Source organism: Pseudomonas frederiksbergensis (genome assembly GCF_000802155.2).
GTDB classification, from domain to species: domain Bacteria; phylum Pseudomonadota; class Gammaproteobacteria; order Pseudomonadales; family Pseudomonadaceae; genus Aquipseudomonas; species Aquipseudomonas frederiksbergensis_A.
Window position 1 is genome coordinate 89,083 of record NZ_JQGJ02000007.1, and the last position, 24,556, is coordinate 113,638.

A 24,556-nucleotide genomic window follows, 5' to 3' on the forward strand; every position below is an offset into this window, starting at 1 on the left:
CCATCGGTAAAGGGCAAAAACGGCAGAGTGAGCAACAGCCCAATATGCGAATGGGTGAAACGAACTTTGGTGCTGCGTCCTAGGAAGCTCACGATTTATCCAACGCGAGCCACGACGAGCGAGTGATCGGCATTCTAACGACAGGCCCGAAGTCGATATTTCTTCAATGCGACAACAAATTACAGAAGCACTGAGAAAGCTGTTCGAGCACATTGACAGCCCAGCAAATTCATGCAAGAGCAAAAGAAGGGAAACCGATCTATGCTGCAAATAGCGGGCCCATTATTCGCAAACCCTTCTAATCCGGCAAGCACAGCGTGTCGGCTTATTTTCAGAGACACCTGAAACCGCCCTATGACGGGGCTTCGCGTTTCACATCGCCCCGTTATGGCGCCTTTGGTTACACATTTCACAAACACCGGTAACGCTCAGACATCTCCCACTTTAAACGCCGATATTTATTCATCCACCAAGCCCATGGCGAGGGAGCTTGCTCCCTCACCACAAAGGCACCACATTTCAAGCCCTCCCAGCGCGCCCGTAAAAAAGCCCCGCCCGGCAAATACCGGGCGGGGCTTTTCGGTGTTACACGCGGCCGTCAGGCGACGTTCATGGTCTTGTGCGTCTCGATCAGGTGCGCCACCACGCCCGGGTCGGCCAGGGTGGAGATATCACCCAAGCCGTCGTACTCCGCCGTGGCGATCTTGCGCAGGATGCGGCGCATGATCTTGCCGGAACGGGTCTTCGGCAGCCCCGGCGCCCACTGGATCACATCCGGCGAAGCAATCGGACCGATCTCCTTGCGCACCCAGTTCTTCAGTTCCAGGCGCAGGGCCTCGCTGGTCTCTTCGCCGGCATTGAGGGTGACGTAGACATAAATGCCCTGCCCCTTGATGTCGTGCGGCACACCCACCACCGCCGCTTCGGCGACTTTCGGGTGGGCGACCATGGCGCTTTCGATCTCGGCGGTGCCCATACGGTGGCCGGAGACGTTGAGCACGTCATCCACCCGACCGGTGATCCAGTAGTAGCCATCCTCGTCGCGTCGGGCACCGTCACCGGTGAAGTACATGCCACTGAAGGTCTTGAAGTAGGTGTCGACAAAACGGTCATGGTCGCCGTACAGCGTACGCGCCTGGCCTGGCCACGAATCGAGGATCACCAGGTTGCCTTCGGCGGCACCTTCGATCAGGTTGCCGAGGTTGTCCACCAACGCCGGTACCACGCCGAAGAACGGACGCGTGGCCGAACCCGGCTTCAGCGCCGTGGCGCCTGGCAACGGGCTGATCAACACGCCACCGGTTTCGGTCTGCCACCAGGTGTCGACGATCGGGCAACGCTCCTTGCCGACGTTCTTGTAGTACCAGTCCCAGGCTTCCGGGTTGATCGGCTCGCCCACCGAACCCAACAGGCGCAGGCTGCTGCCATCGGCGCCTTCGACCGCGGCGGTGCCCGAGGCCATCATCGCGCGGATCGCGGTCGGTGCGGTGTAGAGGATGCTGACCTTGTGCTTGTCGATGACCTTGGCCACCCGGGTGATGTCCGGATAGTTCGGCACGCCTTCGAACAGCAGCGTGGTCGCGCCGTTGGCCAGCGGGCCGTAGACGATGTAGCTATGGCCAGTCACCCAACCCACGTCGGCGGTGCACCAGTAGACCTCGCCCGGCTTGTAGTCGAACACGCGCTCATGGGTCAGTGCCGCGTACAACAAGTAGCCAGCCGTGGTGTGCTGCACGCCCTTGGGCTTGCCGGTGGAACCGGAGGTGTAGAGGATGAACAGCGCTTCTTCGGCGCCCATTTCCTTCGGTGCGCAGACGGTACCGGCCACCTTCATCAGGTCTTCGTACCAGATGTCACGGTGCGGGTTCCACTTGATGTTGCCCGCCGTGCGCTTGCACACGATGACCTTCTGGATGCTGCTGGTTTCCGGGTTGGTCAGCGCATCATCGACGTTGGCCTTGAGCGGGATCTTCTTGCCGGCGCGAATGCCTTCGTCGGCGGTGATCACCACTTTGGATTTGCAGTCGATGATCCGGCCGGCCAGGGCTTCGGGGGAGAAACCGCCGAACACCACCGAGTGAATCGCACCGATGCGGGCGCAGGCCAGCATGGCGACCACGGCTTCAGGGATCATCGGCATGTAGATGGTCACCACGTCGCCGCGGTGCACGTCCTGGCCGCGCAGGGCGTTGGCGAACTTGCAGACTTCTTCGTGCAGCTCGCGATAGGTGATGTTGCGGCTCTCGGACGGGTCATCGCCTTCCCAGATAATCGCAATTTGATCGCCGCGCTCGGCCAGGTGACGGTCGAGGCAGTTGTAGGAAACGTTCAAGGTGCCATCGGCGAACCACTTGATGTCGACATGGTGATCGTCGAAGGACGTCTGCTTCACCGTGGTGAAAGGCTTGATCCAATCGAGGCGCTTGGCCTGCTCGCGCCAGAAGCCATCGGGGTTGACGACCGACTGCTGGTACATGGCCTTGTAGGTCGCCTCGTCAGTCAGCGTATTGGCCGCTACCTCGGGACGAACGGGATACACAGAAGCCGCACTCATCTTTCTTACCTCGGTGACAATAGTTGTTTTTGTATGGTTCCGTTGTAGCTCGGGGCGGGCCTATAGAACCATTCGACGATGGTAGTAACAAGTCCCTACAAAATGTCGGTACTAACGTGCAAACCCCTGCCTGCTGGCATTTTTGTGTGGGAGCGGGCTTGCTCGCGAAGGTGGCGGTAGATCCAACCCAATGTAACAGGCAGCCACCGCTTCCTATCACGATTATTACCAGATCAACCAACAGTGTTTATCAAAACCGAGTCTGTTTAGCCTCGCCCCTGGCTCCTAGAATCCACCTCGCCAACCGGCAAACACGATTGACGCAACACAGCCCCCACGAAGGCCGTTGATCCAACTTCCAATACTTGCTCCACACGCAACCCCAAAAAGGTTGCGTGACCCCACTCGACCTCAGAAAAGGTGAAATACAGATGAAAGCTTTATGGGTTCTGGTCCTCGGCAGCCTTTGCGCCACCGCGATGGCGGATGAGGCCCCGACCGATGTCGCACAGCAAAAACCGGTCATTGAGGAGTACACCTATTCCACCCACTTGGACATCGCCAAAGTCATCTACATGAGCGACATCCCGAATGTCTGCGAGGTGGTCCCGGCGAAGATGGAATATGACGACTCCAAGGGTCAGCGCCACATCCTGCGCTACAGCGTCATGGGCACCGGTTGCTCCAACGGCTGATCAATCCAATCGAAACCAGGAGCAACCTTCATGAAAAGCAAACTGATCCTCACCCTGGCCTTGTCTGCATTGGCTGCCAATGCCTTCGCCGCCGACGGTTTTGATCGCACCGGTTCCGCTGCCGCAATCAAGCGCTACGACTTAGCGGATACCACCACGATCACCACCGACGATCACGACCGCACACACACGACGACCGTCGCCACCGATGACCGCGATCATGTCGATTCGGCGCGCACCGACTGATCATTACTGGCAACTTCCATGGCCCGATTTCGGTCGGGCCAGGTTGTGTCTGGAACCGCTGAAAACCCTCCACAAACACAACATGTAGTGCGAAACTGCAAAAAACGCTGGTTTTTTGATCAAAAAAATCCGCGATCCGCTTCATGCAAAAAAAATCTCAAGCGGTCAAAGCCTTGTAAACCCTCGCTCCCACGCGAATATCCCGCCCGCCGCCCCTTCTGTGAGCTATTTCGCCGCACCACGTAGGCAAAAATATCCTTATAATGCCGCCTTAAACGGGCCTGCAATATTCCCTTACAGGGGATCACGCCAGCCTGGAGCCGACGCAGGGGCCAATCGCCTCCTCGCGTTCACCGCCGCTCCGGAATGACCCGTACATTTTTCTGTTTATTGCCTGCGTCAGCTGCTGCAACAAACGATTTTTCCAAGATCCACCGCGGCCAGTAGGCCTTCATCGGGCATCTGGCCCTCACGCAGGAGACGACACGTCATGCTGAGCTGGGACGAATTCGACAAAGAAGACGGCGAAGTAGCTGTAAAAGGCGCCAACGCCGGCCATGCTTCTGAAGCCAACATGGACCGCCTCGACAGCGCCGGCGGTGCCGCCGCCCTCGAAGCCCGGGCCGTGACGGCCAGCGACTCGGCCGCGATCATTCGCGCCAAGGCCGCCCTCGACAAACTCGACGTCGCCGAAGGCCTCGCCGAACTCGAAGGCGCCTCCGCCCGTGTCGCCGTCGATGAAAAGCGCATGATCAACTGCCGCGCTGACCTCAACCAGCTCGTGCCATTCAAATACGACTGGGCCTGGCAGAAGTACCTGGACGGCTGCGCAAACCACTGGATGCCGCAAGAAGTCAACATGACCGCCGACATCGCCCTCTGGAAAAACCCGGAAGGCCTGACCGACGACGAACGCCGCATCGTGATGCGCAACCTGGGCTTCTTCTCCACCGCCGACTCCCTGGTTGCCAACAACCTGGTCCTGGCCGTGTACCGCCTGATCACCAACCCGGAATGCCGCCAGTACATCCTGCGCCAGGCGTTCGAAGAGGCGATCCACACCCACGCCTACCAGTACTGCATCGAATCGCTGGCCATGGATGAAGGCGAGATCTTCAACATGTACCACGAGATCCCATCGGTCGCGAAAAAAGCCGCCTGGGGCCTGAAATACACCCGTTCGATCTCCGATCCGAAGTTCGAAACCGGCACCCCGGACACCGACAAAGAGCTGCTGCGCAACCTGATCGCTTACTACTGCGTCCTGGAAGGCATCTTCTTCTACTGCGGCTTCACCCAGATCCTCTCCATGGGCCGCCGCAACAAAATGACCGGCGTCGCCGAGCAGTTCCAGTACATCCTGCGCGACGAATCCATGCACCTGAACTTCGGCATCGACGTGATCAACCAGATCAAGATCGAAAACCCACACCTGTGGGACGCCGAGATGAAGGAAGAAGCGACCCAGATGATCCTGCAAGGGACCCAACTGGAAATCGAATACGCCCGCGACACCATGCCTCGCGGCGTGTTGGGCATGAACGCGGCGATGATGGAGGACTACCTCAAGTTCATCGCCAACCGTCGCTTGTCGCAGATTGGCTTGAAGGAAGAGTACCCAGGGACGACTAACCCGTTCCCTTGGATGAGCGAGATCATGGACTTGAAGAAAGAGAAGAATTTCTTTGAGACGCGCGTGATTGAGTATCAGACGGGTGGGGCTTTGAGCTGGGATTGATGATGTTACTCGTAGTTTTTCACGACAGCCTGAATTTTTTTCAGCATAAACTGAAATACGAGATCGCAAAGCCGCAAGCCACCTCAGCGAGAAGAAGCGTTTGAGGTGGCTTTTTATTAACATTCTCAGGACGAGTTAATAATGCAATATCACTCAACCAACCCAAGTGATCGCGACAATGAGCTATTGCGGGCCATTCAATACGCGACATCTCTTAGCGACCATGTTCTTCTCGTCTCACCTAGTAGTATCAAAGGATTGAATGACTCGCTGGAGCGAATACTCGGAAGAGAATTCTCAGCACAACTTTTTAAAAATCGCCGTCTATCGATAAAATTAAACGATGGCAGATCCTGCACGTACTACCTCTCGACAACTGACACGAAATGCTCATTTGCGGAAGGCACGATTGTCCTCCCATGGGCCTCTTTGAGCACTGTCTATTGGGCAGTCAAGAATTACCCAAGGTCCCATACAGTTTTCATACCTAATGAAGACCATAGCACGTCTATAAGGGGCGAAGGAAAAGACGAACTTACACTCTACCTAAGTGAATATCCACATTCGGTCAAATATTAGGTACATTCAAGCCTCACGATCCGAAGGGCCGGGAGGCTCTCCCTTTAGAATCTTAGCTCGCTACCGCTTGAACTGCCTCCTCCCAAGGAAATACATAAAGCCCAAGATCAACAACAAGCTGATCATCGGAATATTGATTCAGATAAATTAGTTTGCCCATTCCGTTGAGCAAAGCCGGTTCTTGTTTTTTCTCGAGATTGAATTCAACATTCGAGCTCTGATCAAAAAAACCTGCAATTGCCGCTACGTTCTTCAACATATTTCTTTGGCCAAAGTGATCCCGAACAGCCGAAACAAACCAAGACTTAAACTCCTGAGTGAAAATAATTTTTCGCTCATTAATTTTATTTCCAGCCAAACGTACAGCTGAAACAAATTGGCTTGACGGAGCAACCAGCTTTACCAACGATCCATCAGTCATCTTAAAATTAAACGCGGCACCCAACGGAATCGAAAAAGAAGGATCGACTGGGACACCAACGCGACCTAACACCCTAAGGGCCTCTTCTTTAATTTCATGACAGAAAAGCTCATTCATACGAGCCTTCTTGCCATACGAGCGCATATTCCGGAGATCACCGAAAGAAATCGTAATGATGTCTTTTGGAGTCCAGTTAATGACCTCATACTTCTCATCACTGCCCACTTCCACTCGCATCAAATGCTTATTTTCACCAAAAACATGTTTTTGATCAAAAAGATCTGCTAGCCGTGGAGCAGAGTGTTCCACTTTTCCCCTTACACAAGTAACCTGATAGGTATCCGATGCGCAACGAATAAGATCACAAGCAGGAGAGATAACCAAAAAAACTTGGTCGGTATCTTGTTTTACCGAGACGCACGAGGACTCATCCTCACGACATTGTACTCCCGTCCATTTCTTTACTTTATTCCGCTTCAAGGCTGCTCGATTAGACAAGTCAGATTTTTTGAGGCTTCGAGCATGAGACTTTTGATAAAAAACATCACCAAAATGGATAGCCCGAACACCAGGCACTTCCTCTGGATAGGAGAAAGCTATCTCTGAATAGAGTTTAAAGAGTAAAGAGCGAGGCTCTAGCAACCCTGAAAATGGCGTGAATTTTATATTGTTTACAGAACTCCTTGCTCCCTGTAAACAACTTGAGTTTCTGATCTTCGCGGCCAACGCTTCCGAAAACAACCAGCCGAGATACTCTGCATATGTTTCCTGCTCTTTATAGAGGCGCATGCTATCTAAAACAGATAAATCATGGAGCTCCAGATCTCGAATATCCTTCATAAGACTTTTAGATGATGACTCAACAGCCCCCTCGAACGCCATCAAAAAGGACTCAACTTTAACAACATCTGGATAGCGATCAGCGCGTAAGGCTAACTCACTTTTGATCCAATCAGATTTCAGCAAATCCTTATTAACAGGACTAAAAAGTGCCTCTCTGATATTTGTTATTTTTCTGAAACGCTCAAGTATCGGTTTACCTGGCAACTGCGTCGACATCAGGTATACAAAACGCGGACTGCCATCATCAACTTTACTAGATAGCAGAGCTTGGTGCCTCTCGATTTTTTGGAGCATATCTTCGGCAGTTCCAGCCGAGAGATAGAAATCAAGAAAAACCAACCGACAGCTTTTGATTTCATCGGAGGCCGCATCCACAGAGCTAAAGCGTTTGACTTCCAATCCTAGGTTATTTTCAAGGTAGTCTACCAGCGGTCTCAGTGGAGCGGTACTCGCACCCACATCTATTAGCAGCGTTCTGAACATTATCTCCAAGCATGGATACTTAGACGATGATCCACTGTTAAAGTAATCCCAAGCGGTTCGGATCGCTCCCTCGTGTTCGATAAGTCCTTCTGGCTGTAGGCCTGGATAGTTGGAAAACACATCGCGCTGCATATGCTCCCAATGCCCAGCGTCTGTCACATGTTCGAAAAACTCTTGGAAGTCACTGCCATCAATCATGGTTAAATTGACGTCCCTGTAACCATCATCAACGATAACAGCTTTATTTGTGAACTTCTTAAAATACTCCCTATCGCACATCATTCCTTTCCTTGCTTAAACTTTAGGACAAACGAATTGTAGCGCCCTTGAATCTTTTCTCCCAACATCAACTCCGCTTCGTTATATGAAGCCAACCGTTGAGAAATGAACAACCCTAAGCCCCGACCTTCACTAGATGGCTTGGATGTCACGAACGGGTCAAAAATGCTGTCTGAAATACTCTCGGGGACACCAGGGCCGTTATCGGTAAACGTTAGCGTACGAGCTTCACGGTCAATCTCAATAGAAATCTTAGGTGGCTCATTACGCTTGAATCTATGTTTCAACCAATAGAACGAGTTGCTGAACAGATTGTCCAAGATTTGTAAAATCTGTCCTTGTTCAACCTTGACCTTAAAGGGTGAGTCGTCTTTAACATCAATTACAAATTCGATGCCGTGCCGTTCAATTTTCCCCTCATGCATTTCATACAAAAGACTGCTGATATCTTCTAAATCAGACCACTGCTTGGTTTGCCGACCAGGAATACTCAGCATATCAAGGACACGCACCCGCTTATTCAGAGTTTTAAGCTGCGCCTGCAAAAATTTTTTAGTAGCTTCATTATTGATATCCTCTTTCCGAGAAAGAACATCGAGAGCATCGCCAGTCACCCTCGCCAACTCGTGAGAGATAAATTCCACCTGAAGCCCTACACCAGCCAGATGAATATACTGTTCCATATCCGAGTCGTGATTCTTGATTGTTATTTTTGCTCGTTCCCAAGCATCCTGAATATCAGCAAGCTGAAATCTAATATTCTCGATCGTCTCTTGTTCTTCTGGAACTCTACCTTGAAGTTCTTTCAGGCTTTTCAGTGCATTTTTTTGCGACCCATTCAGTCGTTCTTCAAGTTCTTCTACAGTGTCCTCAGGATCGCTCTTATGCTCCTTATCTACTTTTTCCAAATAGCGCCGACACTCAGTAATAAATACATGGCGCAACAGTCTACGAAGAGCTTCCTTTTCAGGCGTATCCCGGAAACCTTCCCGATTAGTCTGATCATGAAGCTCAGGATTGCTTTCCTTTCCAATATTTAAGTATCCGACAATCTGAGCGCGGTTCAGTTTGTACTGGGACGCCGACAGCGCATTTCGGTCCAAATCTAGCCAGTCATCTGCGGCGCTACCATAAGGATAAACTCGGAAGCCATCGCGATATACCAAAAGGCCGCCGCTCCAAGCACGGACAAACCGCTCCAACCCACCACTCCACAATTCATTATTTTCTTTTCTGATTCGCCCCCGATTAAACCACCAAAACTCCATATCGAAAGGGCCTAAAGATTTTAGCGCGTTTGTAACGGTTTCATTAGACACAACAGCGCTACTGGCTCGCCCCTTCTTCACTTGCTCTCGAACGCAGGCAGCGAGATGATCACCAGTAAATGTATGCACACGTTGCGCGCCATATCTTTTGTACTCAATACCGACTTTAAGCTCCCAGCTATCGAGCGGATTCTCGCTAACAACATCACTAATCTTGCTAAAACTTGCTTTGCACACTGCATCTGCATGACTTAGCTTTACTTTTTCGAAAAAAGCAAGTTGTTGCTTCTGCCCCTGAAAGCTGAACCTGAAATACTTGTTAAAGAATGCCGAAATGAATGGATTTGCCATTTTTGCCATTTCGGTATTGATAAGCGCAGTAAGCTTTTCAAGGTTCCAATCGGACTGCAAGTCTCTGATGGTCAGAGTAGTCCCACTAAAATCCGGATCCTCTTTTATTTCACCGAGGTATGGCTCGTAGTCAAGCGCATCAGCATCGAGATTAGGGTCGGCAAAAATTTTCCGCCAATCTAAGCACAAGCACTTCCATTCAGGTTCATCTTTGACGGCAGTTTCCAGAAAAACGTAATGCCCTAACCGCATGGCTGAAAGTCGACCTATCCCTTTCTCACCCAGAATTGGCGGACCACTTGAAATACCTTTATTCCCCTTTTGTCGTGTCTGCCGCTCAATCACACGCATCGGAGTACCAACGGTTAAGTAGCACTTGTGCAGGGCATTAATATTCATTCCGTGGCCAAAATCACGAATGACTATTTTATTTGATGAAAAGTAGGCCTCTGCCAGTTTAGCCCGTGCATCATCAACACTATCCACACCGCCAAGAGCGGCATAAAAATTGGCCGTAGCATCCTCAGGTGCGTCTGCCTCAATGAGTCTATCGACCCCCAGCATAAACGAAGAAAGCACTTCACTTTCTGGCAAATCAGCATCGAGAATTTCGTTAAGCTCATCAAAAGCCGAGCGTTGCAGCACGATAACGAAAGATATCTCAACATGCGGAGATCCCGCATCGATAGCGTTTTTCACCAACTCATAAAGAGCTACAGCGTCAGAGCTAATCAGCTCCGCCCCTAACTCTAACAAGACACGCGCTTTGAATGTGACGGCCAATTTTATAATCCTTTAGTTATAACTGACAAACGAGACATCCCTGATCGTCATCATCATCAGGAGCTTCAGTGGATTCATGATCAGAAAATACAGCAATCAATGTTGAGTTATCTTTACGCTGGGCCTGACGTTCAATACGCAATGCATGGTCACGCTTTATCTGAGACATGCGCTCAGGCTTTTCCAGCTCTGCGAGGCTTTCACCTTGGCTCCATGTAAAAAAGTTTCCCGTTTTTTCGAACGGCACTTCATATTCTTTTGCTTTTTCATACAGATCAGGATGAGTCTCCTTCAAACGCACCCACTCGATCTTCTGTTGATAGAAGCAGAAAAAGCAGCCAGACCGCGTACGTCCCCATTTGGTGTAGGGCGGCATACCGACCCCCGAGGTTCGGAGAATCTCTTCGATGTCACGCAGTATCAATCCGTCTTCTTGGAACGGGTAGACCGCCTTAATATTGGTCTTGTGGCTAATGTAGCCCGAGCGATTCTCCTCCGCGCGTAGCCCCACGTAATTGATCACTGTTTGATCGCCGCAGAAATCTTCAAATGGTTTAAGCTTGAGCATTTTGGTGCACCAACGGCGGTGATTCGAAGGAATCATTCCGCCATACATGGTGTACCAATGATCAAAGCCTAGGTCTGCATTCAAGCGATGTAGTGGCTTGCCTAGATAATTCTCTAGGCGCTGCAAATAGTCGTAAGTTTCCGGCAGTTCCTTGCCCGTGTCGCTGAAGATGTACTCCATCTCCGGCACACGGTCACGCATGTAGATCGCCAGCGCCGCGCTGTCCTTACCACCGGACAGGCTGAGAATATGTCTAACCTGCGGTTCTTTGCTCATGCGCCCTCTCCTTTTTTTCCGTGTTGGCCGTGCTCTGAAGTTTCATCAGCGCCTGTGCCAGAGTGGCAGCAACACGGTCTCGATCACCGCCTGCCTGCTGTGTCATCTCTTCAACCAAGAGATCCGCAGCATTTTGAGTTTCCGTATCGGCGGTCAGCAGCATCGCTGCCTCCTCACCACTGGGCAGCGTCAGGGTCAAACCGACAAAACGCTGGGTATGACGCTCCAGTTCACCGTCAGACATGGCGACCTGAAGCCAGCGTTTGTAACGTTTGCAAAGCGCCTTGACCTGGCTGGCAAACAACGAAATCTGGGAATCCGTCCAGACATCCAAGGGTCGGTGGACGACCACACTCGCGATGGAGTCGAGCCACTTGTCATCGGTCAATGTGATGTCCGAGCAGCGCATGATGAAGGCCTTGAGATCAGCTTCCACCAATCGTCCCACCACATCGGCACATTCAGCCTGCAGTTGACTACGCAACAGTTTCAGCGAGCCTGCGATGGAAAAGGCTTGACCCATCGCCTGACTGATCTCATCTTGCAAATACCTGAAAGCCAAGCCCAGTTCGGTCAGCGAATTGCCAAGCGAGGTGCGGAAATCCCCACCGGCGCTGCTTTGCCCAGCCGCAAGAACCCGAGGAATATCTTGAGCCAGCAGAGCCACAGGGTCAGTTGCTCGCTTGAGTACATCACGTAGGGCCTTGGTGGTAGGAGAGACGCGCAGTGTTTCCTGGGTATATTGAGGCAGCCGCATATACCAGCGAATCATCTCCCGAGCGACATCTAGGTACGTCGCATCGATGCCGACCTGTACCCCAACGCTAGCCAGCGCGGCGGCATAGTCCTGAACCAAGTCTTTCCGTTCACTGACAGTGTCGAACCTCCGGAGCTTGAAGGTCTGCGGACTACGGAACATCCGCTGCAAATGCTCCGGTGTCATTGCAATGACCAAACTGCCGCGCTCGAATATCGCACAGGAGTCGCGGTTGACCAGCAAATAGGTGACGCACCAAATCGAAGCCGGTCCGTTGCGCACGCCCAGCGGTGGCAATGCGAGGCGCGCAATGACGTCTGCGAAGCTGATCTGGTCATCGGCTTTGAGGGCCGCATCCAACTCAGCCCAAACCTTGCGGATCCCTTCACCGCTATCTTTGTCTGGAGCACTCAACTGCCAGCGCTTGCCCACTTGGCGATGCAGGCGGGTGGACTGGAGCAACGATCCGTACAGGAGACGCTCAGGAGGGAAGTCACTGAGCCCCAGCAGCTCTTGATCACCATTCTTGTCCAACAACTCGAAGAGCCGCTGTCGAGCCAGGGTAATTGCCGAGGACGGCTTGTCTTTGTTGATCAATTCATTGTGGATGACGGGCGCCGAGTTGAAGACGCTATCGAACAACCAAGAGGCCGCTTGACTCATGTTCATCGACTGACTGCCAACGACGACCTCGCCAGCGTACCAGTAGCTCAGACTGTTATTGGACTCGTGCTGACGATTCAGGATCGCCAGGACGAGTCGAGCGACCTGCTCCCTGGCCCGGCCCAGTTGGGTCTCCACATGACGCTCGGTCCAAGGATCCAAAAGACGGCTTTTTACCTGGTCGTGCACCCAGGCCCATCGCGAGTATTCGATCAACGCAGCCCGCTCCTGCTCCCCCACGCGAATGATTGCGCTCAGGGTCTGCGGGTCGCGCATCTCGACAACGATCTGCTGAGCGTTGTTGACCTGCTCAATCATCGCCGCATCGACAAACATCAAGCCAATGGTTCCATCATGCTGCGTAGGCTGAGCCAAGACCGCCTTGATGGTTTCAGGAGCGCCGGCTACCACACGCGCCGAGCGCAAAGTCCCCGTCTGCTGGTAATGGCGGCTTGCGATAACACTTCGGTCAGACAAAACATGAGCAATGCCACTGAACATCAGTTCCTGCTCAGAACGCTGCAAGGTCTCCTGAAACAGTGCCTCAATATTTACGGCCGTGCTCACCGCAAACACGTAGTCATTATTGGCATGCCGGTGCTGCAGGATGGAGCGGAAGGCCAATCCAGCCAGGGCGTCCTGAACCTCTTCGACGGCACCGGCTTCGTTCTTCACAGCGAAGGCCAGCAATTCGGCGGTCGTCACCACATGCAACGTGGCGGCAACCAGTTCGATGACCGCCAAGGCTTTGAGCAACTGAACTTGCAGCTCGGACAGATCCGCATCACCGCGTTCAATTACCGAACAAGCAAAATCCCAGCGACGCTGTTGCTCCAGATCCCGGAAGTGCAGTCCGCTGCCGGCGGCAAGATAGCCATAGAGATGTGGCAGGGTATACCAAGCGTCCGGACTCGCTGCCGTGGTAGTGGCAAAATCACGTAGAGCACCGACTTCATGCCCGCGCATGAAGGCATGGAAAGAACGCTCACTTTGGCCGAAGCGTTTGGAGATCACGGCGAGCGATGCAAGGGCAGCGGGGTGCAGCGGGTACAGCACCTCCGCCTGACCCAGCACGGTATCTCCGTCGATACTTCGGAAGAAATTGAACGTTGCACTGGTGGCGTAGAGGCTCCGTGCCTTTTGCTGATAATCCACCTTCTCGGTGATCGGTGCCTGGACGGCCAAGGCATGCTTGGCGAAGTACGCGTAACGCTCTACTGGTTCGTCGAACGGCACGTCATCGAAGCGCGCCGAAACCTTGTGCCACTCCTCGGATAGGGACCGCCCCACACCCCGTGCATAGGCATCGAAATGCTGGTGCAGCATGGCCATTACTAAAAGGCGGTCATCGGTCGAATGCGAGGCGGCTTCAGCGATCTGCTGCAACGCCATCAAGTCGCCACCCTCGGGATGCAACGCGGCGTGCTCGATGAACTTGCCCAACTCATCGACGAGCAGCAAAGCACCGCGATAGCCAGCTGTTTGAACCACTGCCACAAAATCGCCCAGCATCGCTCCGACCGCAGCGTTGATCGGTAACTCGCGGTAGGACGAACTCGCGAGATCAACCTGCCGTGCAAATTGTGTCGCTATGCGACTCTTGGGCAGACTCGCCAAGGCGTCCAGCATCGCCTGGGCCAACGCCTCGCCCAAGGAAACACGTGAGCCCGAGACAGCAAGCGCAAATCGGTTATTTTGCGCGCGGAAAGCGGCCGCGATCTCAGGGGCGACTTCGTGCAACTGCTGCGCGAGCGGGCCGTCGGCATGCTTACTATCGAGCAGACGGGCAATCAACAACCCAAGGGCAGACTTGCCGCTGCCATAGGGTCCCATGACCTTCCACGCACGCTGTGCACTTCCGGCATGAAGGGCGCCGCCGATCTGACGCAGCACCGTAAGGACCGCTGGAGTGATGAGGTAATTGTCGAGCGACTCCGGCGAATGCAGATCGCGAGTAAGGGAGATCGAGCGAAGAAACGTACCATCCAGCTCAATTTGTTCAATCAAAAACTCAGACATTCAAATCATCCCGTACTGTCTGCAACTGCTGCGCCCACTCGGGCATCTGGGCAGGTTCAAAAATGACTTGCTGGGTATCAGCGGTATCCACAAAGCGCACAGCGCTGGGGAAGTCCCGTTCCACGTTTTCCAGCAGTCTACGCAGTTGAAACTCATCTAGACGGAACACAACGCCGGGGCTGAATGGGCCGTGCAACAAGGTCTCCAAGCTTAGGCTGCGCGCCTGCGCACGGCGCGAGTAATCACTCAGGGACAACAGGAAGACGCGGCTGGTAATGCCTAGCGGAGCATTGCGACCGATCAGGTAGACAGTCGCCCCATCATCGGCGGTGGCCTGCTCAAACAGATCCAGATCCTGCAATGGACACCAAGACGTGTCATCGAGCGCGGAGGCTTCGCGTCTGTAGGATTGCAAAAACAGACCGGCATGCTGTTCTAGCGTCGAGCCGGCAAGCTTCTTGCCATTATTTTCGGCGCGGGTCTGCAGGGCCTTAACCAGGGTCTTGCGATCGAAGCGAGAGAAACCTCCGGCGCCGAAGACTAAGTTCCACACCGCCACATCCGCGCGAGTAGACATCCACCAGTGCAGTAGCCATAAAGATTCAGGGTGTTCGAGGAACGGATCCCAGCCATCGTCACTAAGCAACAGTCGACCCAACGGCCCGGACTGCAAGCCTCCCCCCTGGGTACGCGCCTCCAGGACACCGAATGCCTCCGCCCAGAACTGCACCGACTTAACCATATTTCGGCCGATACCCAATGTCAGGGTAGCTCGGGCTTCATCCTTGAGGGCATAGGGATCTTGGCTGACAGCCGTATGAACCTTGGGCAACCACCCATAGCGACAGACAAACGACTCATGTCCGGAAAAACGCTCGTCGCGCCGCGGCTCAGCCATTACGCACCTCTCCTTGGACCGATTCCTGTTCTGCATCACGTGCAGCCGCTTCAATGATGATGCGCTTGGTCGCGGCATCAAAATAAATGTCGACCTGATCACCCTCTTCCAGCCCGGCATTCCGCAGTATCTGATCTCCGAGAGCTACCCGCCCCAGCTTCTGGATCCTACGGGTATCAAAAAACACCTTCATTCTGGTACTCCACGCCTGGTAACAGGCTCTTTGAATACTTGAATGATACTTTACTGACTGTCATTCGGCAGCGTTAAGAATGTCAAAAACAGTGTTTTTTGCAGATTTTTCAGCGTATTAGCGGATGGCAACAGGATAGCCAAGCATCAAGGCCAAATGATACTACGTCCGGCCCGCCTATTACGCATGCGCAGAGTAGAAATGCATCGACGCAGGTCGCTGGCCATCGAGACGATGAATACGCGCGCCGAACAGGAGCAGCCAAGACTGGCTCCGTCCATCGAAAGACATCTTGCATGCTAGCATTCCAGTGATGCATGATGTGTTCATAAATACAAACAAGCGGTGCCCATCATGGTCAGCATTGCGTGCAAAGCCCCCTCAACCTTCACGTCACTCCTCCACGTGAAGCGATCCTCCAAAGGCCGCCATCATGGCAGGTCTTATCCGAATCGTTTTCCCAAGCAGTTAAGTCCTTTCGCTTTCTTGAGCTAGAGGTGTCTGCCTGTTTTGCGCCCACGGCCTCTGGCCCAATGAAAATAAGGAAGATAGAAATGAGCATGATGAAAGCTGCCCGTCTGCATAAGGTTGGTCCGACCTTCCAGCTCGACTCGATCGAGGTCCCGAAACCACGTGCACATGACGTAGTTGTTGAGGTGAAGGCTTGCAACTTGGTGCCTAACCTTCGCAATGTCATCGAGAGCTACTCCACCTGGTTCCCCTACCTCCCGCTTCCGAAGCTGCCGGCGGTCTACGGTTTGGACGCTGCAGGCATCGTTAAAGAGGTGGGTGAAGGTGTGCACGGCATCAAAGTCGGAGACCGCGTGTACGTGAACCCCGGCCGTAGCTGCGGCTCCTGTCATGCCTGTTTGCGCGGTCAGCATATCAACTGCACCGCGTTCACCTTCCAGGGCTACTTCGGGTTTGGCCCAGGCTCCCAAGAAATCTTCGAAGACTACCCCTACGGCGGATTGTGCCAATACATGACCGCGCCGGCATCGGGCTTGGTCAAGCTCCCTGAAGCGATATCCTTCGAGCAAGGATGCCGGTTTGGCTATCTCGGCACCGCCTATTCGGCCCTTCGAAAAGCAGGCGTGTGTTCTGGTCAGTCTGTCCTGATCAGTGGCGCCACCGGAACGCTAGGACTCGGGGCCGTCCTACTTGCCTTGGCCATGGGGGCTACAAAAATCTTCGCAATGGCTCGCAACCGCCAACTCTTGGAGCGAGTTCGCGCTCTCGCCTCAGATCGTATTTTCACGATTTCCGTCGGCGATGAGCCACTGGGTGATTGGGTACGTAAGCATACCGATGAGCTCGGTGTTGACGTCTTCATTGATGCGGTTGGTCCAGGGGCCCCGCATGAACTGACTGTTGAGGCGATTGGTGCGCTTCGCCGTGGCGGCCGCATGGTGGATATCGGTGGGATGTCTGAGGATTTGCCGGTGCCGATGTTCAAACTCATGTGCTTCCAGATCAGCGTGATCGGCTCCCTCTGGTTCACCGTGGCAGAAGGTCAGGACATGGCCGAGATGGCTGCCGCCGGCACCTTGGACCTGTCGGTATTCGACCAGGAAGTATTCGCCATCGAACAGGTGAACGAGGCGATGGATGCGATAGCAGACCGCAAAGGCGGTTTCACCAACGTTGTAATCAATCCCAGCCTGACCTGAAACGCAGCGCCGCTCGATCGGGCGGCGCTCAGTCGGAGATCCAACATGAAAGTGAGACGAGTAGTTGCAGGCACGCAGAATGGTAAAGCTGTATTCCTAGCCGACGGTTTCGCGCCTCAGACCCATGAGTACAAAAATATACCAGGATTCGCTACTTCTTTAATATGGCAAACGGTGGCATCTCCGTCCCTTCCTGAAGCATTTGACGATCCAGTTCAAGCCAGCTCTTCACTGCTGCCTCAGCCTGGAGAAACCAAGTGTCTGGCGGTGAGCTTCCCGCCTGACTCAATCTTCCAGTCCTCGGACTTCAATCCCGAGGAAGCCCATGCTGAGCAGCAACGCCACCTGCTTGGACTGTATGAATGCTTCGACCCTGAACGACCAGGCATGCACGCATCTCCGACAGTCGACTACGGCATTGTGGTCAAAGGCCCTCTCATTCTCGAACTGGACGACGGCCAGATCAGGGAGCTCGCGAGCGGAGACATCGTGGTGCAGCAAGGCAATATACATGCTTGGCGAAACCCCGGGACCGAACCTGCGTTGGTTACATTCGTCCTGATTGGCGCCCACGTCCCTCGGTAAAAAATTACATAGGATAATAACAATGAAAAGTTATGTAACACGCGCCGGCGTTGCTAGCGCGCTCGGATGCTCTTTGCTCGTTTCTTCGCTATGTTACGGTACTGAAAGTGGAGATACCGTTTGGCCGCTAGGCGTACAGACCGTTCTTCCGGCAATCCTGCCCCCACCTGGTGAAACCTCTTTGTACAGTTATACCGCCTACTACAAGGCGGATAGCTTTAAAGACAACAGTGGCAAATCCTCTGTCCCAGGGTTCAGCTTGGAGAATTTTGTTCAAGCTATTCGAGTGGTGCACACGTGGGACGTGAGATTCGATAGCGGCGTTACTCTCAGCAGCGGAATTATCGGGTCAGCGAACAAGATCAAGGTTGAGGCATTCGGGAACAGTGATACAGACTCCGGCTTCAGGCAGTTGTACCTTACCCCTCTGTATGTCGGCTACTCGCCTTCCGAAAACTTGCACTTGCTAACGGGATTCAGTGCCTTTGTCCCATTGGGAAACTATGACGGTAATAAGTTAGCGAATAGCCCGCCAGGCTATGCGAGCTATACCCAGGAATTTGACCTAACCTGGTTCCCCCACCCTAACTGGGAGGTCTCGATTGCACCGACCTTCACCATCAATGCGAAGAACGACGACACCGACTACCGCTCGGGCAACGTGTTCAACGTCGACTACCTGCTTGGCTACAGGCTGCAGTCCAATCCCAAGGTTCAGCTGGGTTTGGTGGGATATTACACCAAGCAGGTCACCGATGATCGCTACGACCATGGTGACCTCGATGATGGGAACCGGCTGAGTAAATTCGCCGTTGGCCCCCAAATCTTCTATGCGTTTGATCAGAAGTCAGGGGTCGTGCTCAAGTGGATGCGTGAGACCGCGGTCAAGAACGGTCCCAAAGGCGACTCTGTATGGCTTGAGTTCGCGTTCCCGCTATGAGGCTAGCTTCTCAGCCTCAGGCATTTTAGATACGACATCCTTCGCCACACTGTGAATATGGCTCGCAGCCGCATTGGCTGCAGCCTTTTTGTTCCTGGTTTTCAGCGCTGCAAGAATCTCATCATGCTCATCAGTAGCAGCCCCCAAGTGCACTTGGAAGCCGCAGGTCTGCACGATGAAAAAGTCGGATAGCTCAAAATTTGCTACTTGGCGTGACGAGAGTATTGGCGATTTCGCCATTGAGTGCAGCACGCGATGGAATTCTACGTTCAAATTCCGATAACTGTCGGCAGCATCGCTGTGAGCTGGATTGATGCTTCTAATTTTGTCGTTGATCTCGGACATACGCAGCACATCATCAGGGGAGCCACGCTCAGCAGCAAGCCCTGCGATAAGCGCTTCGTTGTTCGCAAACATTTGGTAAAAGTCATCAACTTCCAAACGTGTAGGGTGCACAACCTCACATCCAACCTGGGCAGTGATCACGACAAAGCCCCTCTCCTGCAGGCTGTTCAGTGCGGTCATGATTGGCTGACGACTGACACCCGTTTCCTCGCTGATTTCCTTGACCAGGATTTTTTCACCGAACGCATATCTACGATTCAGTAGGCGTTCCAAAATGTGCTGATAGATAGCGGTCTTCTTGTTTGCCACTTGCATCGGTGTGATCTTCCTAGGACTGAGTGCGCGATTTAACATTTCGCTAACTGGCTTGCATACTAGCATTTCGGATAGTAAACCAGATTTTCGCACCAATCGCTTCGTCATCCGTCGCGCCCTATTTCCAAGGCGTGAATCCATACGACGATGAGCGGGCATCTTCAAGCTTGCATGCTAGCATTCTAGCGTGCATGATGATCAGGCAGACAAAAACAAATCTACCTGCATGGCGCTGCCCCTCTGCCGTAAGGCATTGAGGAAATGCGCTCATGCCGTCCCAGTGCGAGGCGGCCTGCACTGGGGCACGACGTGAAGGTTTCGTATCAATGAACGCTTACCTGCATTGCCTATCGCACACGCCCCTCATTGGGCATTTCGATCCGCCCAAGAACGTGCTCGATGAAGTGGATGAAGTAGTCCGCGCTGCCCGTGCACGCATCGCCGCTTTCGATCCTGAGCTCGTGGTCCTTTTCGCTCCAGACCATTACAACGGCTTCTTCTACGATGTCATGCCCCCTTTCTGCCTGGGCATGGCGGCTGAAGCCATCGGCGATTTCGGCTCGCTCGCCGGCACCCTCTCTGTGCCCAAATCCATCGCTGAAGCGTGTGCTGAATCTCTGCTCAGCAATGGCGTCGACATGCCTGTTTCGTATCGCATGCAGGTTGACCACGGCTTCGCTCAACCGCTCGAATTCCTTCTCGGCGGCCTGGACAAGTATCCGGTTTTGCCGATCTTCGTGAACTGTGTGGCCCCGCCTCTGCCTACCTTCGAGCGGGTCAGATTAATGGGTGATGCGGTCGGTCGATTCACGCGCACCCTGAACAAGAGGGTGCTGTTCCTGGGGTCGGGGGGCCTTTCACACCAACCGCCAGTTCCGGAGCTAGCCAAAGTCGATGCCCGGATGGCTGATCGGCTCATGGGCAGTGGCCGCAACCTACCAGAAAACGAGCGCACAGCACGCACCCAACGCGTGGTCATCGCAGCTGAGCGCTTTGTCGAAGATCAGAACACCCTCCATCCGCTGAATCCCGAGTGGGATCAATACTTCCTCGACGTTGTTGAGCAGGACCTGTTGAGCGATCTGGATCAGCTCCCCAACGCACATCTTTCCCAATTGGCCGGCAAATCCACGCATGAGGTCAAGGCCTGGGTCGCTGCGTTCTCAGCGCTCGCTGCCCACGGCGCATACACCGCGACAGATCGCTACTACCGGGAGATCCCGGAGTGGATCGCAGGCTTCGGCTCTATCAGTGCGCACTCTCAGCGCTAACAACCTTCACGGAGAATCAATCGTGACTGCAATTACTGAAAAAGACAGCAGCAAATTCGTTCGCGTCCAAGACGGCGAGCTGGATCTGAATATTCATTACAACGACTGCGGTGAAGGCAAAGAAACGGTTGTCATGCTGCACGGTTCTGGCCCTGGTGCTAGCGGCTGGGCCAACTTCAATCGCAACATTGAGCCACTGGTAGAGGCTGGCTTCCGGGTCATCCTCATGGACTGCCCTGGCTGGAGTAAAAGTGATTCGATCGTCAGCACCGGCTCTCGCTCCGATCTTAATGCCCGTGTTTTGAAAGGTTTGGTCGATAAGCTGGACCTGGACAAGGTGCACTTACTCGGCAACTCCATGGGTGGCCATACAGCCGTAGCCTTCACGCTGACTTGGCCTGAGCGCGTAGGCAAACTCGTGCTTATGGGCGGCGGCACCGGCGGGGTCAGCCCATTCGTATCAATGCCTACTGAAGGCATCAAATTGCTCAACGGCCTGTACCGCGAGCCAACGATCGAAAACCTCAAGAAGATGATGAACATCTTCGTCTACGACACCAGCGACCTCACCGAGGAACTGTTCCAAGCGCGCCTGGACAACATGCTGGCTCGAAAAGACCACCTCGAAAACTTCACCGCGAGCCTCGCTGCGAACTTCAAGCAGTTCCCTGACTTCAGCCATCGCCTCGGCGAGATTCAGGCCGAGACCCTCGTAGTTTGGGGTCGCAATGACCGCTTTGTTCCGATGGACACCGGCCTGCGCCTGGTTGCCGGCATCCCCAACTCTCAACTGCATGTCTTCAACAAATGCGGCCACTGGGCCCAATGGGAACACGCGGACACGTTCAACCGCATGGTTCTCGACTTCCTCACCCACTGATCGAGGTCACGATGAACATTACACAAGAGACCCTTGAGCGCTTGGCGGCTGATCTGCGCAGAGCTGAAGGAAATGGCGAGCCTGTTGGACCACTGCGTGACGTGATCGGCGCCACAAACGTGGAGAGTGCCTATGCGATCCAACGCTTGAACCAAGCCCATGCCATCGCAAATGGACGACGCTTGGTTGGCCGCAAGATTGGATTGACCAACCCCAAGGTCCAGGCCCAACTGGGCGTAGACCAGCCGGACTTCGGTTGCCTGTTTGCAGATATGGCGTACGGCGACAACGAAGTGGTTCCGTTCGAACGTGTTCTGCAGCCCAAAATCGAGGCAGAAATTGCACTGGTTCTGGAACGCGACCTGCCTAGCGCTTCCACAACCTTCGCAGACGTCATCGCCGCAACTGGCTGGGTTCTCCCGGCGCTTGAAATTGTCGGCAGCCGCATTGAGGGCTGGAACATCAAATTCGCCGACACCGTGGCTGATAACGCATCAAGCGGGTGTTTTGTTCTCGGCGGCCCTGCACAGCGCATTGATGGCCTAGACCTGCGCGGCGCAACGATGCGGCTCTCCAAAAACGGTGAGGTCGTCAGTTCTGGCAGTGGTGCCGAATGCCTGGGTAATCCGCTGAATGCAGCTGTTTGGCTCGCTCGCACAATGGCTGAGTTTGGTGAACCTCTCAAAGCAGGCGACATCATCCTGACAGGTGCCCTGGGACCGATGGTCGGCGTAAGCGCAGGTGATCATTTTGAAGCCGAAATCGAAGGCCTTGGCCGCGTCGGCGTGTCGTTCAGTGTCGAGTGATGGAGATCTAGAAATGACTACAAAACGCAAAGTCGCCATTGTCGGCTCCGGAAACATCGGCACCGATTTGATGATCAAGATCCTGCGCAATGCCAAGCACCTGGAAATGGCCGTGATGGTTGGTATCGACGCTGCTTCTGATGGTCTGGCTCGCGCCGGCCGAATGGGCGTGGCTACCACTCACGAAGGTGTCGCTGGCCTGGTCAAAATGCCAGAGTTCGCTGACATCGATTTCATCTTCGATGCTACCAGTGCGGGTGCTCACGTCAAAAACGACGCCATGCTGCGTGAGTGCAAGCCAGGCATCCGGGTGATCGACCTTACTCCGGCAGCTATTGGCCCATACTGTGTGCCGGTGGTGAACCTCGAAGAACACGTCAACGCGCAGAACCTGAACATGGTCACGTGCGGCGGGCAAGCAACTATTCCGATGGTCGCTGCAGTATCGCGTGTTGCCAAAGTGCATTACGCAGAGATCGTCGCATCAATTGCCTCCAAATCAGCAGGCCCCGGCACCCGTGCGAACATCGACGAGTTCACTGAAACCACCTCGAAAGCCATCGAAGTCATTGGCGGCGCAGCCAAAGGTAAAGCCATCATTATCATGAACCCGGCTGAGCCTCCTCTGATGATGCGCGACACAGTCTACGTGTTGTCTGAAGCAGCGGACCAGGATCAGGTTGAGGCCTCCATTGAAGAAATGGTTGCCGCAGTAAATGCGTATGTCCCCGGCTACCGCCTCAAGCAGAAAGTGCAGTTTGAAGTCATCCCTGAATCTGCCCCATTGAACATTCCCGGCCACGGCAAATTCAGCGGCCTGAAGACCTCTGTTTTCCTTGAGGTCGAGGGTGCTGCCCATTACTTGCCATCGTACGCAGGCAATCTCGACATCATGACTTCTGCTGCGTTGGCTACCGCCGAGCGCATGGCACAGTCGATGAGCCAAGCCTGAGGAGCGCAGATATGAACGGTAAAAAGCTCTACATTTCGGACGTGACCCTGCGTGATGGTATGCACGCTATTCGTCACCAGTACTCGCTGGATCAGGTCCAAGCAATCGCTCGAGCACTGGATGCCGCCAAGGTCGATTCGATCGAGATCGCTCACGGTGACGGCCTTCAAGGCTCCAGCTTCAACTACGGCTTTGGCGCACACACCGATATCGAGTGGATCGAAGCTGCCGCCGACGCAGTGAAGCACGCCAAGATAGCAACGTTGCTGCTCCCAGGCATCGGTACTTTGCACGACCTCAAAGCTGCCTATAGCGCGGGCGCTCGCGTTGTCCGTGTCGCCACCCATTGCACCGAGGCCGATGTCTCCAAGCAACACATCGAATACGCCCGCGAGCTCGGTATGGACACGGTAGGCTTCCTGATGATGAGCCACATGCAGACCCCCGAAGGGCTCGCGCAGCAGGCCAAACTGATGGAAGGCTACGGTGCCACCTGCATTTACGTCGTCGACTCCGGCGGCGCGATGAATATGGATGACATCCGTGCGCGCTTCCGCGCAGTGAAAGCGGTGCTTGATCCGGCCACTCACACCGGTATCCACGCGCACCACAACCTGAGCCTCGGCGTGGCCAACTCGATCGTCGCCGTCGAAGAAGGCTGTGACCGCATCGACGCGAGCCTGTCAGGCATGGGCGCCGGGGCCGGTAATGCACCACTGGAGGTGTTCATCGCGGCCGCAGACAAGCTGGGCTGGAATCACGGCACTGACCTGTACGCCCTGATGGACGCAGCAGATGACCTGGTTCGCCCACTTCAGGATCGCCCGGTACGTGTTGACCGAGAGACTCTCGCTCTCGGCTACGCCGGTGTGTATTCGAGCTTCCTTCGCCACGCAGAAGTTGCAGCTGCTCGCTACGGCATCAAAGCAGTAGACATCCTGGTCGAGCTGGGCAAACGCCGCATGGTCGGCGGCCAGGAAGACATGATCGTCGATGTCGCACTGGATTTGCTGAAGCGCTGAGGTTCGCAGACAGCTCCACGCAAGCTGTCTGCAGCAATCCCCTCCCGTCAGGGAGGGGTCTATGAGACAACAATAAGAGAGACCACCCGACATGAATGCCTCGCAAAATCCCTACTGCCACCGCCTCCGAACACGCAGTGATCAGCCCTCCTACTC

At 54.1% G+C, this 24,556-nt stretch carries 19 protein-coding genes; 11 read left to right on the forward strand and 8 right to left on the reverse strand.

Going from position 1 to position 24,556, the window contains the following annotated elements; genetic code table 11:
* Positions 1-598: 598 nt before the first annotated feature.
* Positions 599-2,554 carry an acetate--CoA ligase gene (acs, locus tag JZ00_RS15130; protein WP_039591854.1) on the reverse strand — a complete coding sequence of 652 codons (1,956 nt, stop codon included), beginning with the start codon at positions 2,552-2,554 and terminating at the stop codon, positions 599-601.
* A 431-nt stretch (positions 2,555-2,985) separates the two neighbouring features.
* Between acs and JZ00_RS15135 the strand changes: the two genes are divergently transcribed.
* The 3 genes from JZ00_RS15135 to JZ00_RS15145 all read left to right on the forward strand — a co-directional run bounded on the left by JZ00_RS15135 (position 2,986) and on the right by JZ00_RS15145 (position 5,233).
* Positions 2,986-3,249, forward strand: coding sequence for a DUF2790 domain-containing protein (locus JZ00_RS15135; RefSeq protein WP_039591853.1), 264 nt, complete (start codon positions 2,986-2,988; stop codon positions 3,247-3,249).
* Positions 3,250-3,279: 30 nt separating this feature from the next.
* Positions 3,280-3,495, forward strand: coding sequence for a hypothetical protein (locus JZ00_RS15140; protein WP_039591852.1), 216 nt, complete (start codon positions 3,280-3,282; stop codon positions 3,493-3,495).
* 490 nt (positions 3,496-3,985) lie between these two features.
* Positions 3,986-5,233 carry a ribonucleotide-diphosphate reductase subunit beta gene (locus tag JZ00_RS15145; protein WP_003204812.1) on the forward strand — a complete coding sequence of 416 codons (1,248 nt, stop codon included), beginning with the start codon at positions 3,986-3,988 and terminating at the stop codon, positions 5,231-5,233.
* Positions 5,234-5,864: 631 nt separating this feature from the next.
* Here the strand turns inward: JZ00_RS15145 and JZ00_RS15150 are convergent.
* Genes JZ00_RS15150 through JZ00_RS15175 form a run of 6 tightly spaced genes read right to left on the reverse strand, consistent with a single transcriptional unit; the run spans position 5,865 to position 15,614 of the window.
* Positions 5,865-7,841 carry a hypothetical protein gene (locus JZ00_RS15150; protein WP_152668438.1) on the reverse strand — a complete coding sequence of 659 codons (1,977 nt, stop codon included), beginning with the start codon at positions 7,839-7,841 and terminating at the stop codon, positions 5,865-5,867.
* A complete protein-coding gene (locus JZ00_RS15155; protein WP_039591850.1) occupies positions 7,838-10,240 on the reverse strand; it encodes a sensor histidine kinase in 2,403 nt (800 codons plus the stop codon). The genes JZ00_RS15150 and JZ00_RS15155 overlap by 4 nt, the downstream gene beginning before the upstream one ends.
* Positions 10,241-10,256: 16 nt before the next feature.
* Entirely contained in the window at positions 10,257-11,084 is an 828-nt protein-coding gene (locus JZ00_RS15160; protein WP_039591849.1) for a phosphoadenosine phosphosulfate reductase family protein, read from the reverse strand.
* Positions 11,062-14,523 carry a hypothetical protein gene (locus JZ00_RS15165; protein WP_039591848.1) on the reverse strand — a complete coding sequence of 1,154 codons (3,462 nt, stop codon included), beginning with the start codon at positions 14,521-14,523 and terminating at the stop codon, positions 11,062-11,064. The genes JZ00_RS15160 and JZ00_RS15165 overlap by 23 nt, the downstream gene beginning before the upstream one ends.
* Positions 14,516-15,421 carry a DUF4007 family protein gene (locus JZ00_RS15170; RefSeq protein ID WP_039591847.1) on the reverse strand — a complete coding sequence of 302 codons (906 nt, stop codon included), beginning with the start codon at positions 15,419-15,421 and terminating at the stop codon, positions 14,516-14,518. The genes JZ00_RS15165 and JZ00_RS15170 overlap by 8 nt, the downstream gene beginning before the upstream one ends.
* The gene (locus JZ00_RS15175) at positions 15,414-15,614 is read right to left on the reverse strand and encodes a hypothetical protein (RefSeq protein ID WP_039591846.1); all 201 of its coding nucleotides are present in this window, start codon (positions 15,612-15,614) and stop codon (positions 15,414-15,416) included. The genes JZ00_RS15170 and JZ00_RS15175 overlap by 8 nt, the downstream gene beginning before the upstream one ends.
* 554 nt (positions 15,615-16,168) lie before the next feature.
* Between JZ00_RS15175 and JZ00_RS15180 the strand changes: the two genes are divergently transcribed.
* Genes JZ00_RS15180 through JZ00_RS15190 form a run of 3 tightly spaced genes read left to right on the forward strand, consistent with a single transcriptional unit; the run spans position 16,169 to position 18,809 of the window.
* Entirely contained in the window at positions 16,169-17,284 is a 1,116-nt protein-coding gene (locus JZ00_RS15180; protein WP_082112093.1) for an alcohol dehydrogenase catalytic domain-containing protein, read from the forward strand.
* Positions 17,285-17,329: 45 nt separating this feature from the next.
* Positions 17,330-17,869, forward strand: a complete 540-nt coding sequence (locus JZ00_RS31075) for a cupin domain-containing protein (RefSeq protein ID WP_160300875.1) — start codon at positions 17,330-17,332, stop codon at positions 17,867-17,869.
* Positions 17,870-17,891: 22 nt separating this feature from the next.
* Positions 17,892-18,809, forward strand: a complete 918-nt coding sequence (locus JZ00_RS15190; RefSeq protein ID WP_235433091.1) for a SphA family protein — start codon at positions 17,892-17,894, stop codon at positions 18,807-18,809.
* Here JZ00_RS15190 and JZ00_RS15195 read toward each other — a convergent pair.
* Positions 18,804-19,469, reverse strand: a complete 666-nt coding sequence (locus JZ00_RS15195) for a GntR family transcriptional regulator (RefSeq protein ID WP_039591843.1) — start codon at positions 19,467-19,469, stop codon at positions 18,804-18,806. The genes JZ00_RS15190 and JZ00_RS15195 overlap by 6 nt on opposite strands.
* Positions 19,470-19,795: 326 nt before the next feature.
* On the opposite strand from JZ00_RS15195, the gene mhpB reads away from it, so the two are divergent.
* From mhpB to mhpE, 5 genes are read left to right on the forward strand one after another with little or no spacing between them, the layout of a single operon-like run.
* Positions 19,796-20,740 (forward strand): 3-carboxyethylcatechol 2,3-dioxygenase, encoded by a 945-nt coding sequence (gene mhpB, locus JZ00_RS15200; RefSeq protein ID WP_039591842.1) that lies wholly within the window; start codon positions 19,796-19,798, stop codon positions 20,738-20,740.
* Between the two features lie 22 nt (positions 20,741-20,762).
* On the forward strand, positions 20,763-21,620 hold the full coding sequence (locus JZ00_RS15205; RefSeq protein ID WP_200900489.1) for an alpha/beta fold hydrolase: 858 nt from the start codon (positions 20,763-20,765) through the stop codon (positions 21,618-21,620).
* 11 nt (positions 21,621-21,631) lie between these two features.
* On the forward strand, positions 21,632-22,426 hold the full coding sequence (gene mhpD, locus JZ00_RS15210) for a 2-keto-4-pentenoate hydratase (protein ID WP_039591841.1): 795 nt from the start codon (positions 21,632-21,634) through the stop codon (positions 22,424-22,426).
* A 13-nt stretch (positions 22,427-22,439) separates the two neighbouring features.
* Positions 22,440-23,378 carry an acetaldehyde dehydrogenase (acetylating) gene (locus JZ00_RS15215; protein ID WP_039591840.1) on the forward strand — a complete coding sequence of 313 codons (939 nt, stop codon included), beginning with the start codon at positions 22,440-22,442 and terminating at the stop codon, positions 23,376-23,378.
* Positions 23,379-23,389: 11 nt separating this feature from the next.
* Positions 23,390-24,400, forward strand: a complete 1,011-nt coding sequence (gene mhpE / locus JZ00_RS15220; RefSeq protein WP_039591839.1) for a 4-hydroxy-2-oxovalerate aldolase — start codon at positions 23,390-23,392, stop codon at positions 24,398-24,400.
* The last annotated feature ends 156 nt before the right edge of the window (positions 24,401-24,556 follow it).

Coding starts and splice junctions, on each gene's coding strand:
- acs (WP_039591854.1), bottom strand. CDS start 2,554: ATGAGTGCGGCTTCTGTGTATCCCGTTCGTCCCGAGGTAGCGGCCAAT.
- JZ00_RS15135 (WP_039591853.1), top strand. CDS start 2,986: ATGAAAGCTTTATGGGTTCTGGTCCTCGGCAGCCTTTGCGCCACCGCG.
- JZ00_RS15140 (WP_039591852.1), top strand. CDS start 3,280: ATGAAAAGCAAACTGATCCTCACCCTGGCCTTGTCTGCATTGGCTGCC.
- JZ00_RS15145 (WP_003204812.1), top strand. CDS start 3,986: ATGCTGAGCTGGGACGAATTCGACAAAGAAGACGGCGAAGTAGCTGTA.
- JZ00_RS15150 (WP_152668438.1), bottom strand. CDS start 7,841: ATGATGTGCGATAGGGAGTATTTTAAGAAGTTCACAAATAAAGCTGTT.
- JZ00_RS15160 (WP_039591849.1), bottom strand. CDS start 11,084: ATGAGCAAAGAACCGCAGGTTAGACATATTCTCAGCCTGTCCGGTGGT.
- JZ00_RS15165 (WP_039591848.1), bottom strand. CDS start 14,523: ATGTCTGAGTTTTTGATTGAACAAATTGAGCTGGATGGTACGTTTCTT.
- JZ00_RS15170 (WP_039591847.1), bottom strand. CDS start 15,421: ATGGCTGAGCCGCGGCGCGACGAGCGTTTTTCCGGACATGAGTCGTTT.
- JZ00_RS15175 (WP_039591846.1), bottom strand. CDS start 15,614: ATGAAGGTGTTTTTTGATACCCGTAGGATCCAGAAGCTGGGGCGGGTA.
- JZ00_RS15180 (WP_082112093.1), top strand. CDS start 16,169: ATGAGCATGATGAAAGCTGCCCGTCTGCATAAGGTTGGTCCGACCTTC.
- JZ00_RS31075 (WP_160300875.1), top strand. CDS start 17,330: ATGAAAGTGAGACGAGTAGTTGCAGGCACGCAGAATGGTAAAGCTGTA.
- JZ00_RS15190 (WP_235433091.1), top strand. CDS start 17,892: ATGAAAAGTTATGTAACACGCGCCGGCGTTGCTAGCGCGCTCGGATGC.
- JZ00_RS15195 (WP_039591843.1), bottom strand. CDS start 19,469: ATGCAAGTGGCAAACAAGAAGACCGCTATCTATCAGCACATTTTGGAA.
- mhpB (WP_039591842.1), top strand. CDS start 19,796: ATGAACGCTTACCTGCATTGCCTATCGCACACGCCCCTCATTGGGCAT.
- mhpD (WP_039591841.1), top strand. CDS start 21,632: ATGAACATTACACAAGAGACCCTTGAGCGCTTGGCGGCTGATCTGCGC.
- JZ00_RS15215 (WP_039591840.1), top strand. CDS start 22,440: ATGACTACAAAACGCAAAGTCGCCATTGTCGGCTCCGGAAACATCGGC.
- mhpE (WP_039591839.1), top strand. CDS start 23,390: ATGAACGGTAAAAAGCTCTACATTTCGGACGTGACCCTGCGTGATGGT.